The sequence below is a fragment of the Thioalkalivibrio sp. ALE16 genome, assembly GCF_000381305.1.
Taxonomy (GTDB): domain Bacteria; phylum Pseudomonadota; class Gammaproteobacteria; order Ectothiorhodospirales; family Ectothiorhodospiraceae; genus Thioalkalivibrio.
Map to the genome: position 1 here is coordinate 21,595 of NZ_KB906366.1, position 14,549 is coordinate 36,143.

Genomic DNA, 14,549 nt, shown 5'->3' on the forward strand with positions numbered 1-14,549 from the left:
GCTGCAGGTGACTTACCCCGCTTGCCTCCTTGCAGCAGGCCGGTCCCAAACGCGAGCGTCTCCCTAGCCTAACCGGGTGGCTGGACCGGGTCTACGGGGTGTTGTCGGATGCCCCCGAATATGCGATCCCCCTTGGGGGAAACAGCAAACGAGCGCTTCCGTCCGGGATCGCGGGCCTCGCTGTTCGCGTTCTTCTATCAGGTCGAGTTCCTGGCCAAACGTTTGCGCCGGGTTCCCACAGGACGGTACTTGCAAGCCAGGCATTTCAAACACTGCGGATCGTGGTGGAGGGCCCGCTGCGTCGCGCTAACGGGTCCAGGAATGTGCGGGCAAAGCACGTAGTTGTGTGGTAGCTCGCGTGGGTACCACGGGTTTCCCCGAGAACAGGCGCGTGGGGTACCGGGTGGGCCCCTACCAGGCGAGTGCGAGCAGGCCCGCGCCGATGCAGACGACGATGACCGGGACAATCGTCTCGCGGATCACCTGACCCTCGCGGGCCTGCAGCCCGGCGGCCCCGGCCGCCATGGCGATGTTGTGCAGCGAGATCATGTTGCCCACCCCGGCACCGATCAGTTGCAGCGCCAGCACGGTCGGAATCGCCATGCCCAGGGCGTCGGCGGTATCGGCCTGGAGTTGCGCGAACAACAGGTTGGAGACGGTGGCGCTGCCGGTCATGAACGAGCCCAGTGCGCCGATAAAGGCGCTGAACATCACGAATGTGCCGCCCAGGATCTCCGCCAGTCCCTGGCCCAGGACCTGTGGCATCGACGGCAGGCCGGCCGCGTTGTGGCCGGAGGTCAGCAGGAGCTGGGTGAGGGCGATGATAAAGGCCAGCACGATCGCGGCGACGCGCAGCTTGGTCCAGGTGGCGGCGACGGCCTGGGCCAGCGTGGGGCGGCTCACGCGGAACAGCACCAGGGCGGTGAGCAGGGCAAGACCAAAGTAGAAATACGGGGTGTACAGCGGGGTCAGGCTCTGGCCGAGTTCGATCTCCCGAAACGCCCCGGGCGACCAGCGCACGGACTGCAGGGCCTCGCGCAGGGGCATGATGGTCCGCGACGCGATCAGGGCAACGGCCATTACCGCGAAGGGGACGAAGGCCAGCAGGACGCGTCCGACCGGGGCCTGCTCGACTTCCTCCCGTCGCTCGTGGCCGGGCAGCAGGAAGCCGCGGTGGGCCGCCAGGGCAATGATCGCCATGGCCGCCACGCCCCCGATGATGGACGGCAGCTCAGGCCCCACCAGCCAGGCAACCAGCAGGTACGGGATGCCGAAGGCCAGGGCCGACAGAACGGCGAACGGCACGAATGCGCGGAAGCGCCCGCGTTCCTCGCCCAGGGTGGCGACCCAGACCATGAACAGCGTGACAAACGGCGCCAGAGCGGTGTGGATCACGGCCGTCTGCAGCACCGCGGAGCGGGTGGTTTCCGCATCCAGGCCGAGGCCGGCGAAGCCGATGATCACGGGGGTGCCGGCCGCACCGAAAGGGACGGCGGTGCTGTTGCCGATCAGGGCGATGGCGACGGCCTTTAGCGGCCGCATCCCGAAGTAGACCAGTAGCGGGGCGGCCAGCACCGCGGGGGTGCCAAAACCGGCGATGCCCTCGACGAAGCTGACCAGCCCCCAGCCGAGGAGCATGGCCAGTACCCGGTGGTCGCGCGAGACGCTGGCGATCACCGACTGGATCGCGCTCATGTGCCCCGTACCGATCATCACGTTCAGCACCAGCAGCGCCAGTACGATGATCAGCAGGACCTCCACGAACACGACCGCGGCGTCCAGCAGACTGGCCACCAGCACGGGGCCCGATACCTCCCAGACCAGGACGGCCAGCACGAGTGTGGCGAGATAGGCGAGCGGCGCGGCCTCGAAGGCCGGGCGGCGCAACGGCACCAGCCATGCGAACAGCAGCAGGAAGGGCACCAGCGTAAGCCAGAACAGCACGATCGCTTCTCCCGCGCGACGCGAATGGGATCATGCTACCCCGTCGCCGAGCGCGCATACACATCGGTGCGGTCGGATCGCTATAGAACAGGCACGCGAACCTGCACAGACAAAGGGATATCCGTCATCGGTCACGCCGCGTGGAGATCCGGTGGAAATCGTTCGGAGGGGATGCGAGGGGGCGGAGGAAGGTGTTCGGCTCCGGGCCACCAGGACTTGCGTTGGCTCGGGAAAGCCCATGGCGCGTGCCATGGGCAGGAAGGTTCAGGGGGTAAAGGGGATACCCCCGCTGGTTCGATGACCCCGGGCATCGCTCCCCGGGGAGCAGGCAGTACAGGCCGGCCGAAGGGGCCGGCCTGTCGACGGACCTGGTTTCAGTCTTCTTCCTCCTCGGTGTCATTCCCCAGGTCGATGCCACCTTCGGCTTCGGCATCGGTTTCGGCTTCGGCGCCGTCATCACCCATCCGGGTGTCCGCGCCGGCACCTGCGCCCATACCGCCTTCGGCACCCGGGGCCCGACCGTCACCGGTCGCACCGCCGGCCGCGCCACCGGAGGCCTCGGACCCCCGTTCGGAGCCGCCGGCCATTCCGCCACTGGCCTCGGCCCCGGTTTCGGCCGCTCCTTCTGCCGACCCGCAAGGGGGTAACACTGATCCATGTACACGCTCGCGCTCGAGTCGCTTTTGCGTGCGTTTAATGCGCGGTGACTGCCGTGCAGTCATTCTGCACAAGGGAACCGCAACGCCGTGCGCGCGCGCATTTTTGATCAACAACGGGCGGCCGGGCACCTTCGTTGATTAAGTTGTGGGGCTGGTGCCCCGGGTTCCCCGATTCTGCGTTGCGCCTCGAATCAATTAGAAACGGGTGGGTAGAACCACTACCCGCGGCATGCCGCGCCTTGCATCGGAAAACCTGGGGGCCAACGCGAGCGTGCAGATTGATCAGTGTTTGCCAAGGCCGCGCAGCTTTCTTCGGGCCTTATCGCGCCAGTTGGCGGCCAGAGCCTCGCAGTCCGCGAGCTGCTCCAGGGGCGTGCGCTGCTTGTGCTGGTAGACCGCCGCCATGGCGCCCGCGATGCTGAGGGTGTCGGGCAGGCGTTCAAGCCGCTCGATGGTGTCGCCCACGCCGAGGGTGCCCGGTTGCAGCACGCGGTAGAACCAGCCACAGCGGCCGGTGTCCTGGACCTCGCGGGCCAGGCCCGGGATGTCGAAGCGTACGTCGAGTTTCCAGCACGGCGTACGGGGCTGGCTGACCTGCACCCGGGCGGAACCGATGCGGTAGATATCGCCGATGTGGACGTTGCGCTCGTCCATGCCGTGGCTGGCGAGGTTCTCGCCAAAGCCGGAGGCGACGAAGCGGGCGGCGTGAGCCGGGTACTGCGCCTGCCAACCGTCGTACCGGTCCAGGCTGTAATGGAGCAGGGCGCGTTCCGGTCCGCCGTGGTTGTCCGGGTCCGCCTGCTCGTCACCGTCCAGGCCCAGGGGCCCCACCGCGAGCGGGCCGGCCACCGGCTGCTTGTCGATGGCGCTGGCGCGGCCTCGGGCGTAATCCGGGGCCACGCGGCCGGTGTAGAGGCCGATGAGTCGGTTGGCGGTCATACGGGTGCAGTTCCGGGCTTGCGCATGGTCGCGACGATACAACAGGTCCGCGTCTGCGTGACGCCTGTTCGCTCAGCGCCCGGCCAGATAAAGCAGCCGCGCGATGAAGGCGATGCCCAGGATGATCCAGCCGATGGGGTAGGGCACCACGCCGGAGAAGAACGCGGTCAGGCTGGCGACGAGCAGGGCGCCGATGATAAGCAGGGGGATATCCATGGCATTGAGAGCACTCACGGCGGCGGATGTTCCGCAAGCCCCGTGCCCCCCGACAGCCAAGTGCGCCGCGCCATAATACGGACCACGTCGGTACCGCTGATGGTATCGGAGAGCCTGGCGCCGCAAGGAGTTGCTGCATGTTCAAGACCGTCCTGATCCTTGGCCATATCCGCGGGATTCGTATCCAGCTCCACATCAGCTGGGTATTCATCCTGATCCTGCTGGTGGCCAGCATGAGCACGGGCTTTCACCATCAATACCCGGAGTGGAGCCTGGCCATGGCGGCCGGCACGGCGCTGGTGACGGCCCTGCTGTTCTTTGCGTCCATCCTGGCGCATGAACTGGGGCACAGCATCGTCGCGCTGCGGCGCGGGGTACCGGTGGAGTCCATCACGCTGTTCATCTTCGGCGGCGTGGCGCAGATGGAGCGGGATCCGGAGCGGGCCGAGGACGAGTTCTGGATCGCCATTGCCGGGCCCGCGGTGAGCGTGGCACTGGCGCTCGGTTTCGCCGCGCTCGCGCAGGCCACCGCGGGCGGGTACGAGCCGATCCCGGTGGCCCTGGGCTGGCTCGCGCTGATCAACCTGATCGTGGCGATCTTCAACCTGATCCCCGGGTTCCCGCTGGATGGCGGGCGGGTGTTCCGCGCGGTGATCTGGAAGCTCACGGGTGATGCGCGCCGCGCCACCGAGGCAGCCGTTTGGGGCGGGCGTGTGGTGGCGTTCCTGCTGTTCGGCTTCGCCTTCTGGAACCTGGTGGTGATCGGCAACCTGATCGGTGGGCTGTGGATGATGCTGATTGCCTGGTTCCTGCTGACCATGGCCGAGGGCCAGGGCCGAATGTTCGATATGCGGGAACGCCTGGCCGATGTGCGCGCGCGGGACCTGGCCAGCCCGGATCCGCCCTGCGTGCGCCCGGAGACCACCATCGACGACTGGATTCACCACGATGTGCTGCCGGGCGGGCGCCGGGCCTTTCTGGTGGGTACGCCGGAGCGGGTGCAGGGCCTGGTGAGCCTCAGCGACAGCCGCAAGCTGCCGCGCGAGCAGTGGGCCGCGCGCCGGGTCGACGAGATCATGACCCCGGTGGAGTCGCTGAGCCGGGTGGCGCCAGACACGAAGGCCGAGGCGATCCTGCGCATGATGAGCGAGCGCAACCTCAACCAGATCCCGGTGATGGAGGCCTCCGGGCGCGCGATCGGCTGGATTGAACGCCAGCAACTGCTGCGCACCATCGAGATCCACATGGATCTGCAGCGGCCATAGGCAGGCCGCCCGGGGTGGCGGCGAGCGGGGCTTTCCGGCCGTGCGTTGGGTGCCGATGGTCTGGCGGCCGTTGGTCTCGATGCTGGCACAGCCCCGGTTCGTTCCGTCGTTGCGCGAGGCCTGAACGGGCCGGCCGAGACCGCTCGCGGTTGGCGTGGCTTCGGTCAGTCGGAGGCGGGGCGGGCGCGCCACTGGTCGAGGATGTCGAGGATCGGGTCGATGGCGGGGGGCTCGTCCGTCAGCGGGCCGGGGACCAGCAGCCCCCGGTGCGAGGCCTCAAGAATCAGGGGCTCCGGGTGTCCCTCCAGGCTCAGTGACTCCAGCGGTACGACGCCGTCGCCCAGTTCCTCGTCGGTCTGCTCCCACCATTCGCTGATGCGTCCGGCCACCGCCTCCAGGTCGATCTGCTCGTCCAGCGCGGCGAGGCTCTCGCGCATGGCGGGGGTGGGTTCGGGGAGCTTGCCACCGATGATGCGGACCGGGATCGCCTCGGGCCAGGGACGGGCATTCAGTTCGGCCAGGAAGGGGCTGTCGGGACGCAGGTCGATCTTGGCGGCGCCGGTGCCGTCGCGCAGCCCGGCGAACAGCGAGAAGCGCTGCTCCTGGAGGTCGGCCAGCCATTCGCGCACCTCCAGCCAGACCCGCAGCCGTGCCCATTCGGAGCCGTGGTTGGGGGTGGCGACGAGGATGACACCGGCCACTGGCCGCCCCCCGACCCGGGGCGGCTTGCCCTCGGGTTGCCGGTAGCGCGTCACGAAATCGCGGATCACCAGGCCACCCATGCTGTGACCGATCAGGATCAGCGGGGCATCGCCCTCGAGTTGCCCCCAGTGTTCCGCCAGGAGGTCCGTGCTGTGGTCGATGGCCTGGTCGTTGGGGTAGCGGAACTCCCAGCCGTTGAGGCCGGCTTCGTCCAGCGCCGGCGCGAGCGTATCCCAGATATCGCCAGGCTCGTCCAGCCCGTGCAGGAGCAGGACGTCCGGCGGGTGGTCCTCGCCGAAGCGCTCGGATCGGGGAATGAAGCCGAGCAACTCGTCGGGAAGCTCCATGGCCTCCGGAAACCACTCGCTCAGGCGGTCCTGCACCTCCACGCGCAGTTCGCGCTCCTGCTCCGGGTTGTGTTCGGCCCAGCCGACCCAGATTGTCAGCGCGAGCAGGGGCAGGCCCACCAGGATCAGGAAGGCCGCGAGGCGCCGGCGGCGCCGGGACGAATCGGGACGGGGGGCGTTCATGTGTTCACCATCGGACAAGCGGGCCTGCGCGGCAAGGGGTGTCGCGGGGTATGGACCAGAGGGTTTTCCACCCTGTGTATCATGACGGGACTCCCGTTATGGATCACCTGTTATGCGCCGCGCTTACCTGCTCCCCTGGCTCCTTCTGCCCTTCCTGCTGACGGCCTGCGCGGGACTGGACGTACGCGATTTCGGGCTGGATGGGGGCGGGGGTGATCGAGCCGAAGAGGCGATCCGCGAGGCCCTGCGCGTCGGGACCGAGCGCACGGTGGAACGCACCGGCCGCGAGGACGGCTACTGGGGGAACGCGCTGATCCGCATCGGCTTGCCACAGGAGCTGGAGCAGGCCGGGGATGTGCTGCGCCGCGTCGGGTTCGCGCGCGAAGTGGAGGACCTGGAGCGGCGCATGAACCGGGCGGCGGAGTCCGCGGCACGGGAGGCGGTGCCGGTGTTTGTCGACGCCATCCGCGGGATGCGTCCCGAAGACGTTCAGGGCGTGCTGCGGGGTGCCGATGATGCCGCCACGCAGTACCTGCGCGGGGCGTCGGAGTCCACCCTGCGCGAGCGCTACATGCCCATTGTCCGGGAGCAGATGGAGCGGGCGGATGTGTATCGCGTGTACCAGCCGCTGCGGGATGCGGCGGGACGCATTCCCGGCCTGGAGGCGCTGGACGTGGATCTGGACCGCTACGTGACCGATCACGCCCTGGACGGGTTGTTCACCATCCTGGCCGATGAGGAGCGCCGTATCCGCGAGGACCCGGCGGCACGCACCACCCAGTTGCTGCGGGAGTACTTCGGTCAGTAGTGGACCGCGTGGAGCCCGCCGGTGCGAGGCGCGTCGGAGAGCAGCAAGGTCGGGATCTCTTTGGCCAGCAGCGGGCGGGCGAAGTAGTAGCCCTGGACGCAGTCGAATCGCAGTTGGCGGCCGATCTCCAGTTGCTCCCGGGTCTCCACCCCTTCGGCGATCGTGCGCAGACCCAGGGAGTCGGCCAGCAGGACGATGCCCCGCGACAGGTCCCGAGCGGAAGTATCCAGACCCAGTCCGGAGATGAGCTGGCGGTCGATCTTGAGGATGTCGATGGGGAAGCGATTGAGGTAGGCGAGGGATGAATAGCCGGTTCCGAAGTCGTCGATGGCCAGCGGGACACCCAGCGACTTGAACTGGTGCAGGGTGTCGGTGGCATTGTCCATGGCCAGCACGGTTTCCGTCAGTTCGATGTGGAGCAGCTCCGGCGGGAGTTGATGCCGCTCTAGCGCGGCCGCGACGTGGGCCGCCATTTCGGGTCGCACGATGTCGTGTGCCGAGAGATTGATCGCGACGTACCAGGGTGGGGGGCCATGCTTGGTGGCCTGGGCCCTCCATTCAGCGGCCTGGCGGCAGCCCTCGTTCAGTACCCGGTCGCTGATGTCGTGGATCAGCGAGGAGTCCTCCGCTACATCCAGGAAGTCGGCCGGGGCGAGTTCGCCGCGAATGGGGTGCTGCCAGCGGATCAGTGCCTCGACCCCGACGTGGCGTTCCAGCTCCAGGGAGTAGATCGGCTGGTAGCGCAGGAAGAACTCGTTGTGCCGAAGCCCGCGCCGGATATCGAATTCCTGGCGCATCCGCCGCAGCTCCTCGGTAACCGGATGCAGCGCCGGGATGACCAGCCAGGCCATCAGTTGTCCGATGCCGATGAAGAAGCCGGTGCGCGTCAGCCAGCGCTCGGTCTCCTGGGCGGTGCCGGCCGCGACATCCACCGGCGTCAGGGGGCCGGCCAGCACGCCGGCGACCAGGGCCACGACCAGCGCGGTGCTGGCGCCGAAGCGCGCCGCGGCGAACAGGATGGGGACGTAATAGAAATGCGGGACGATACTGTCGGCCCCGCCCGCGGTGTAGACGATCAGCCAGGAAAGGATCAGCCCACCGAGGATCAGCGCACTCGCGGTGACAAACGACATGCCGACCCAGGCGCGCAGGGTCGTGCGGGCGAGGTGGTCGGAATACCGAAGGCCGCCGGCGGAGGGAGGAGCCGATTCGAACCTGGACATCGCGTACTTCCTTTGGCCGATCCCGGGCCGGTTGCTGCAGTGCGGGCCGCCTCATCGCGGGGCGCGGCTCACGGCCGCGATCCGGAATGTACGAGATCGCGACCTATTTCCCGAGTGTAGCCCATGCGCGGGAAAACGCCGGCCGGCGTCCGCCATGGCCCGGGCCTGTTGCCGGCTGGGTCGCGCGGGGATCCAGTTGTCCGGTGCGGGTCGGGCGCCCGCACCGGATTTGACGGGCTAGTCGCAGGCGGTGGCGGCGGCCGGGAGGTTGCCGCGCACGCAGGTGCTGATCTCGGGCGGGTTCTCGTTGCTGCGCAGGCGGACGAAGCGGCCGTCGATCTCGCCCGCGGCGTTGGTCGGGTAATGGTCGCCCATGTGCATGCCGGCCCCGTGCAGGACCCAGTAGTTGAGCATGTGCGCCTCGCCGTGGGGCTGTTCCAGGTAGACCAGGGTGGCGCCGTGGGCCATCTCGGTCACGATCAGCCGTCGGATCCGCTCGCCGGCCTCGAATTCGACATACCCCAGCGCATGGCTGCTGGCATGGCCGCCGCGCATGCCCTGCATCTCGGGGGTGTGATTGGTCTGGATCACGCGGAAGCGCCCGTGGGGCTGGCCGTCCCGCATCTCGCCGTCGAAGCGCATGACCATCTTCATGCTGCTGTCCATGGCGGAGGCGGCGTACAGCCGCCGCGCCTCCTCGATGCTGGAGACGGCCGCCGGTTCCATGGCCTGGTGGTTCTGGTACCAGGTCATCCAGAAGCTGACGGGCCCGTTGTCGACCGCATCCGGGCAGGCGCCGTCGGCATGCAGTTCGAAGCGGTCGAAGCCCAGGTCCACCGAACCGCGTCCCTTGTTGGTGACCAGGGCGCGGGCAAAGATCACCTCGGCCGGCGTTTCGAGGTTGGCCATGGCGCGGTAGCGGTCGTCCCAGGCGCATTGCGTGGCGCCGCGTCCCGGCAGGGCCTGGCGGCTGATCTGCCGCGCCTCGCGCGAGCCGCGTTCGCTGCGATAGGTGTCCAGCAGCGCGCGGGTGCCGGGCTCCAGCAGGGACGTGTCCACTGCCTGGATGTTGCGGTCGAACTGGCGGTCGGCGCCCGGGGTGGCGTGGGCGGCCGTGGCGGCCAGGCCGAGGGTCAGGGCGAGGCCCAGAGCAAGGAAACGGGTGGGTGTCGGGTGGGTGCGCATCAGTCGGTTCTCCGTGGGTTTACTGCCATTGCAGGTCCATGCGTTGCTGCATGCGGTGCCATTCGGCGGTGATGATGTCGCCCGCCACGCGATGGGCGGCGTCCATGCGCGGGCGCGCCTCGGGGTAGAGGAGCATCACGGCCTCGCTGGCGCGGGCGAAGTCGCGCCGGGTGCGGTAGTGCACCATGGTGTGCACCAGCAGGCTGTCGAGATCGTCGAAGGAGCGGTCGGCGGCCTCGCGGTAGCGCGCCATGCGCTCCGGGGTTAGTTCGAGCTGGCGGTGGGTCTGCGACAAGCCGTCGAACAGGGCGAAGAAGCCCATCCCCAGATCGGCCCCCTGGCGCAGGGCGTGATCGCCCAGCTGGCGCTGCAGGACCTCGCCGGCGCCGAAAAGGCCGGCATTGCCATCGCGCGCCAGCAGGCCAAAGAGGCTGCCGGTGGCACTGGCCGGGGCGCCACGGGGCCGGGAGAGTTCGCGGATCTCGCGGTCCAGGCGCTGATGCCCCGCGTCCAGCAGGAGTTCGAGCGCCGGGGCGGTGTCGTCACCCAGCGCACGCAGGACGTCCTGGCGCTGTCCGTGTGGCAGGCGCTCGAGATCCCGTAAGACCCCGGCGACATCCCGCGATCCGATCTGCAGGCGTTCGAGCTCGCCGCGCACGGCGGCTTCCGGGTCCTCCAGCACGCGCGCGAGCTGGCGCACCTGGTGCCCGGCATGCTCGCCGACCAGTCCGTGCCGGCCCAGCTCTCCGAGAATCGCGGTGACCTGTTCCAGTCCGCCGGCGGGGGTGCGGCCGGGCTCGGTGGCGGCGACCAGGGCGCTGCCGAAATCCATTGCGGGGACACCGGCGGTGCGGCTGGCATGATCGAGCAGGCCGCTCATGCGATGCGTCTGCTGCGCGCCATAGGCCATTGCGGCGGTCTGCAGCAGCCGCCCGGCGAGACCCGCGATGTCGCGGGAGGATTCGCCCACGGCCTCGTCGACCCAGCCGGCGAGATCCCCCTGCGCCGTATAGGGCGAGAGATAGGCCCCCCGATTGTCGGGCAGCGGCTCCGGGGCCACGGAGGCCACGGCGGGCAGGCAAAGCAGGCCCCCCAGTCCGAGCAGAGCGGGGCGAAGCCAGGGGCCGAGTCTGGCGATCAAGCCGGGCATGCGCAGGGGCATGGGGCGGGTTCCTCCCTGTCGGGTGGTCGCGGCCCATTCGGATCCATTCCGGTATGTTCGCCACCGATCCTGAAGGATCGCCACCCAGTCGTGAGATTAGGCGAAGCGGTGGACGGGGTCAAAGCCGCGCGTGGCGCCGGGGGCGAGACTACAGCGTGACGTCCGCCTCGAGGATCAGAAAGACCAGCAGGGCGAGGGTGGTGGCCCATAGCAGGAGGTAGCCCGCCATGCTTTGCGCGGCGGCTGCCCGCTGCGCCTGGCCGCGCGGGCGTACGCCCTGGTAGAGGAAGACGAGCTTGGCCGAGAGGTTTACGCAGACTACGTTCACCGCGAGCAGCAGGGCCGCCATGTACGCGGCGGAGAATTCGCCGGAGCCGAGCATGATCCCGACGGTCGCGGCCGGCGGGAGCAGGGCCACGGCGACCATCACGCCGACCAGCACCGTGGGCAGGCCGGTGGTCAGCGACAACACGGCCGCGGCACCGGAGGCCAGGGCCAGCGCGACCGAATCCAGTCCGACCTCGGTGCGCATCTGCAGCTCGCGGGCACCCACATCCACCGACATGACCGTGGCGAGCAGCATCCCGATCAGGATGGCACCCCCCAGGCCCACCGCGTTCGTGCGCAGGGAGCGGCCGATCAACCGGGTGTCCGCCATGGAGGTGCCCAGCGCCAGCGCCAGGTTGGGCCCCAGCAGGGGCGCAATGACCATGGCGCCGATGACCACGGCCACGTTGTTCTCCAGCAGGCCGATCGCGGCCACGATGGTGGACAGCACGGTCAGCAGCAGGAACTGGCCGGTGAGATCCGCCCCGCCGGCGACGTTGGTGTAGAGCTCCTCGCGTGACACGGCGCGGGCCTTCTTGCCGGCCGCCTCCTTGTCGGCCTCTTTCGGCTCCTGAAAGGGGGCCGGCAGTACGGCCTCGACCGGCAGCACCAGGATACGCGCGGTCTCGGACGCGCCGAGTACACGGTAGAGGTCGTCCATCAGGCGTTGGCGGTACTCGGTGCTGACCAGCATGTGCACCGCCATGCGGTCGCGGTTCTCGTCCACGCCGTGCCACAGCACGTCGATCGCGAGCCCCTCGGCGATGCCCAGCACGGTGTCCAGGTGCCCGGCGGGTCCCACGACCTCGATGATCTTGCTGCTCATGAACGTCCTCCCGGTGGATGACCGGCATCCTAGCAAGGCTTCTCGTTAGGCGCCGTTAGCCGCGATTTGTGGCTCTCCGGTAGTGGCAGGATAATCCCGGCCGCGGGGCGCCCCGTGCCCTGACTCGACGAACCTGGGACACGAATGCTGAAGAAGATCAAGGTGGAGCACGTCGTTTGCGGGATGTTTATCCGCGAGTTGTGCGGGTCGTGGATGGAGCATCCCTTCTGGCGTACGCGCTTCCTGCTGGATGACCCGAAGGATCTGGCGAGCCTGCGGGACAGCAGTATCCGCGAGGTGTGGATCGACACCTCCAGGGGGCGCGACACGGAGGCCGTGGAGGCCGTTGTGACGCCGGAGGAACGCGACGTCGCGGTGCCGGCGCCGTTGCAGTTCATCCCGGATACGGGGCGCGACCGGGAGCCCGCCTCGACCCGGGAGGAGCTGGAGCGGGCGGCCACCATCTGCCGGAAGTCGCGCCAGGCCATGACGTCGATTTTTGGCGAGGCGCGGATGGGCCGCGCAGTGGATACCGAACTGGCGCGCAAGGTGGTCGAGGAGATCACCGACTCCGTAACCCGCAATTCCCGGGCGCTGGTCAGTCTGGCGCGGTTGAAGAACGCGGACGACTACACCTACATGCACTCGGTCGCGGTGTGCGCGTTGATGGTGGCGCTGGGGCGAGAACTGGGGCTGGAAGACACGGAACTGCTGGCGGCGGGAGAGGCGGGGTTGATGCACGACATCGGCAAGGCCGCGATGCCGCTGGAGGTGCTGAACAAGCCGGGTAAGCTGACCGCGGAAGAGTTTGCCGTGATGAAACGCCATCCGGCGGAGGGCCACCGAATCCTTCAGGCGGCCGCGGAAGCGCTCCATCCGGTGACCCTGGATGTCTGCCTGCACCACCACGAGAAGATGGACGGCTCGGGATACCCCGAGGGGCTGACCGGCGAGCAGATCACCCTGTACGCAAAGATGGGCGCGGTCTGCGATGTCTACGATGCGATCACGTCGAACCGGCCGTACAAGGCGGGTTGGGATCCGGGCGAATCCATTCGCAAGATGGCCGAGTGGGCGGACGGCCACTTCGATCCCCGGGTGTTCCAGGCCTTCGTGAAGAGCCTGGGGATCTACCCCGTGGGTTCGCTCGTACGCCTGGAATCCGGCCGCATCGGGGTGGTCGTCGACCAATCGTCCGCATCCCTGCTCAAGCCGGTCGTGAAGATCTTCTACTCCACCACCTCGGGCTGCCGGATCCCCCCGAAGATCGTGGATCTCTCCGCGCCACACCAGAAGGAGGCCATTGCTGCCCGCGAGGATCCGGCCGCATGGCCGTTCCCCGATCTCGATGAACTCTGGTCGGGCCTGCCACAGGAGCGGCAGACCCGCGACCGCCGCGAGGCGTAGACCCCCGCGCACCTGGAAGACGGTTAGTGCCCGTCGCGGGGGATGGAGGCGACGGATTCGACCACGAGATTGGCGCCGTCGTGGATCTCGTCGACGATGCCCTGCACGGTCTGCACCTGGGCGTCGGCCTGTTCGGCGATCTCGCGCACGGTCTCGATGCGTTCGCCGATCTCGCGGGTGCGTTCCAGGTTGCCGTTGATCACCTCGGCGATGCGGGTGGTGGCCTCACTGGTGTTGGCGGCGAGCTTGCGCACCTCCTGGGCGACCACGGCAAAGCCGCGCCCCTGTTCGCCGGCACGGGCGGCCTCGATCGCGGCGTTCAGCGACAGCATCCGGGTGGTTTCGGCCACCGTGCGGATGGTCTCGATGATGGATTCGATGTTGCGGGCCTCGGCGTTCAGGCGTTCCACGGCCTCCTGGGTGCCGCTGACCTCGCTGCGGATCTGCTCGGTATGGCGGGCGTTCTGTTGCAGCGAATCCGCGCCGCGGCGGGCATGTTCCGCGGTCTTCTGCGCCATCTCGTGGGCGACGGCCGTCGCTTCACGGGTGCGTTCGGCGGTATGCACGCTGGCGGTGATGTCCGTGGCGAACTTGATCACCTTCTCGACCCGTCCGTGTTCATCAAGGATCGGGTTGTAGGTAGCCTCCAGCCACAGTTCCTCACCGGATGCCGTGAGCCGGCGGAACTTGCCGCTCATCAACTGCCCGCGCGCCAGGCGCTCCCAGAAGTCCGGATGATCGCGGTAGAAGGCTTCGTCACAGAACATGCGGTGGTGCTGGCCGCGGATCGCGTCGAGATCGTAGCCCACGGCCCTGAGGAAGTTGTCGTTCGCCTTGAGGATCACGCCGTCCGGGGTGAATTCGATGACGGCCATGGACCGGTCCAGCGCGGTAAACACCGCAGCCTGGTCGCGCAGTTGAGCCTGCCGCTCGGTCACGTCGTAGGCCAGTTTCGCCACCTTCTCCACCCGCCCATGGGCGTCGCGCACGGGAAAGTAGGTGGCCTCGAGCCAGAGGGTTTCGCCCGAGCGTGTCACTCGGGGGAAGGTGCCGGCGCGCGATTCCCCGGCCGCCAGGCGGCGCCAGAAGTCGCGGTACTCCAGCGAACGGGCGTATTCCGGGCTGCAGAACATCCGGTGGTGCTGCCCGATCACGTCCTCGCGGTTGTGGCCCACGGCCTGGAGGAAACGCTCGTTGGCGTCGAGGACCTGGCCGCGCGGGGTGAATTCGATGTAGGCGACCGCCTCGCGAATCGCATCGAGCACGGGGTCGGCGGGCGCGTCGGAAGCGGCTGCGGCGTCGGCTCGGGAAGGGAAGATGGATGTCATGCTGGACTCCGGACAGTGAGCGAACGAC

General features: G+C 68.4%; 12 protein-coding genes and 1 pseudogene. 3 read left to right on the plus strand and 10 right to left on the minus strand.

The features are described from left to right. Window positions 1-411: 411 nt before the first annotated feature. The 4 genes and pseudogenes from F627_RS0111045 to F627_RS17025 form a co-directional block, all read right to left on the minus strand. Window positions 412-1,944, minus strand: coding sequence for an L-lactate permease (locus F627_RS0111045; protein ID WP_019584057.1), 1,533 nt, complete (start codon window positions 1,942-1,944; stop codon window positions 412-414). 374 nt (window positions 1,945-2,318) lie between these two features. Further along, window positions 2,319-2,576: pseudogene (locus F627_RS15735) on the minus strand (cellulase); the annotation flags it as partial. Window positions 2,577-2,885: 309 nt separating this feature from the next. After that, window positions 2,886-3,542: an MOSC domain-containing protein gene (locus F627_RS0111055; protein WP_019584059.1), complete on the minus strand. Its 657-nt coding sequence runs from the start codon at window positions 3,540-3,542 to the stop codon at window positions 2,886-2,888. A gap of 72 nt (window positions 3,543-3,614) precedes the next feature. After that, window positions 3,615-3,776 carry a hypothetical protein gene (locus F627_RS17025; RefSeq protein ID WP_155986834.1) on the minus strand — a complete coding sequence of 54 codons (162 nt, stop codon included), beginning with the start codon at window positions 3,774-3,776 and terminating at the stop codon, window positions 3,615-3,617. 119 nt (window positions 3,777-3,895) lie between these two features. Between F627_RS17025 and F627_RS0111065 the strand changes: the two genes are divergently transcribed. Beyond that, on the plus strand, window positions 3,896-5,023 hold the full coding sequence (locus F627_RS0111065; protein ID WP_018876342.1) for a site-2 protease family protein: 1,128 nt from the start codon (window positions 3,896-3,898) through the stop codon (window positions 5,021-5,023). Between the two features lie 164 nt (window positions 5,024-5,187). Here the strand turns inward: F627_RS0111065 and F627_RS0111070 are convergent, their stop codons facing one another. Next, a complete protein-coding gene (locus F627_RS0111070; protein ID WP_019584060.1) occupies window positions 5,188-6,255 on the minus strand; it encodes a triacylglycerol lipase in 1,068 nt (355 codons plus the stop codon). A 112-nt stretch (window positions 6,256-6,367) separates the two neighbouring features. On the opposite strand from F627_RS0111070, the gene F627_RS0111075 reads away from it, so the two are divergent. Then, entirely contained in the window at window positions 6,368-7,063 is a 696-nt protein-coding gene (locus tag F627_RS0111075; RefSeq protein WP_018866081.1) for a DUF4197 domain-containing protein, read from the plus strand. Here F627_RS0111075 and F627_RS0111080 read toward each other — a convergent pair. The 4 genes from F627_RS0111080 to F627_RS0111095 all read right to left on the minus strand — a co-directional run bounded on the left by F627_RS0111080 (window position 7,057) and on the right by F627_RS0111095 (window position 11,786). Next, window positions 7,057-8,286, minus strand: a complete 1,230-nt coding sequence (locus tag F627_RS0111080) for a bifunctional diguanylate cyclase/phosphodiesterase (RefSeq protein ID WP_019584061.1) — start codon at window positions 8,284-8,286, stop codon at window positions 7,057-7,059. The genes F627_RS0111075 and F627_RS0111080 overlap by 7 nt on opposite strands. Window positions 8,287-8,523: 237 nt before the next feature. Continuing rightward, the gene (locus tag F627_RS0111085; RefSeq protein WP_019584062.1) at window positions 8,524-9,471 is read right to left on the minus strand and encodes a hypothetical protein; all 948 of its coding nucleotides are present in this window, start codon (window positions 9,469-9,471) and stop codon (window positions 8,524-8,526) included. A 19-nt stretch (window positions 9,472-9,490) separates the two neighbouring features. Then, on the minus strand, window positions 9,491-10,633 hold the full coding sequence (locus F627_RS0111090) for a hypothetical protein (protein ID WP_018866084.1): 1,143 nt from the start codon (window positions 10,631-10,633) through the stop codon (window positions 9,491-9,493). Window positions 10,634-10,781: 148 nt separating this feature from the next. After that, window positions 10,782-11,786 (minus strand): TIGR00341 family protein, encoded by a 1,005-nt coding sequence (locus tag F627_RS0111095; RefSeq protein ID WP_019584063.1) that lies wholly within the window; start codon window positions 11,784-11,786, stop codon window positions 10,782-10,784. A gap of 144 nt (window positions 11,787-11,930) precedes the next feature. On the opposite strand from F627_RS0111095, the gene F627_RS0111100 reads away from it, so the two are divergent. Then, window positions 11,931-13,193, plus strand: a complete 1,263-nt coding sequence (locus tag F627_RS0111100; protein WP_019584064.1) for an HD-GYP domain-containing protein — start codon at window positions 11,931-11,933, stop codon at window positions 13,191-13,193. A 23-nt stretch (window positions 13,194-13,216) separates the two neighbouring features. Here the strand turns inward: F627_RS0111100 and F627_RS0111105 are convergent, their stop codons facing one another. After that, on the minus strand, window positions 13,217-14,521 hold the full coding sequence (locus F627_RS0111105) for a PAS domain S-box protein (RefSeq protein WP_019584065.1): 1,305 nt from the start codon (window positions 14,519-14,521) through the stop codon (window positions 13,217-13,219). Window positions 14,522-14,549 lie beyond the last annotated feature (28 nt).

Excerpts from the sequence above, each read along its gene's own strand:
- F627_RS0111055 (WP_019584059.1), bottom strand. The coding sequence starts at position 3,542 with ATGACCGCCAACCGACTCATCGGCCTCTACACCGGCCGCGTGGCCCCG.
- F627_RS0111065 (WP_018876342.1), top strand. The coding sequence starts at position 3,896 with ATGTTCAAGACCGTCCTGATCCTTGGCCATATCCGCGGGATTCGTATC.
- F627_RS0111070 (WP_019584060.1), bottom strand. The coding sequence starts at position 6,255 with ATGAACGCCCCCCGTCCCGATTCGTCCCGGCGCCGCCGGCGCCTCGCG.
- F627_RS0111075 (WP_018866081.1), top strand. The coding sequence starts at position 6,368 with ATGCGCCGCGCTTACCTGCTCCCCTGGCTCCTTCTGCCCTTCCTGCTG.
- F627_RS0111080 (WP_019584061.1), bottom strand. The coding sequence starts at position 8,286 with ATGTCCAGGTTCGAATCGGCTCCTCCCTCCGCCGGCGGCCTTCGGTAT.
- F627_RS0111085 (WP_019584062.1), bottom strand. The coding sequence starts at position 9,471 with ATGCGCACCCACCCGACACCCACCCGTTTCCTTGCTCTGGGCCTCGCC.
- F627_RS0111090 (WP_018866084.1), bottom strand. The coding sequence starts at position 10,633 with ATGCCCCTGCGCATGCCCGGCTTGATCGCCAGACTCGGCCCCTGGCTT.
- F627_RS0111095 (WP_019584063.1), bottom strand. The coding sequence starts at position 11,786 with ATGAGCAGCAAGATCATCGAGGTCGTGGGACCCGCCGGGCACCTGGAC.
- F627_RS0111100 (WP_019584064.1), top strand. The coding sequence starts at position 11,931 with ATGCTGAAGAAGATCAAGGTGGAGCACGTCGTTTGCGGGATGTTTATC.
- F627_RS0111105 (WP_019584065.1), bottom strand. The coding sequence starts at position 14,521 with ATGACATCCATCTTCCCTTCCCGAGCCGACGCCGCAGCCGCTTCCGAC.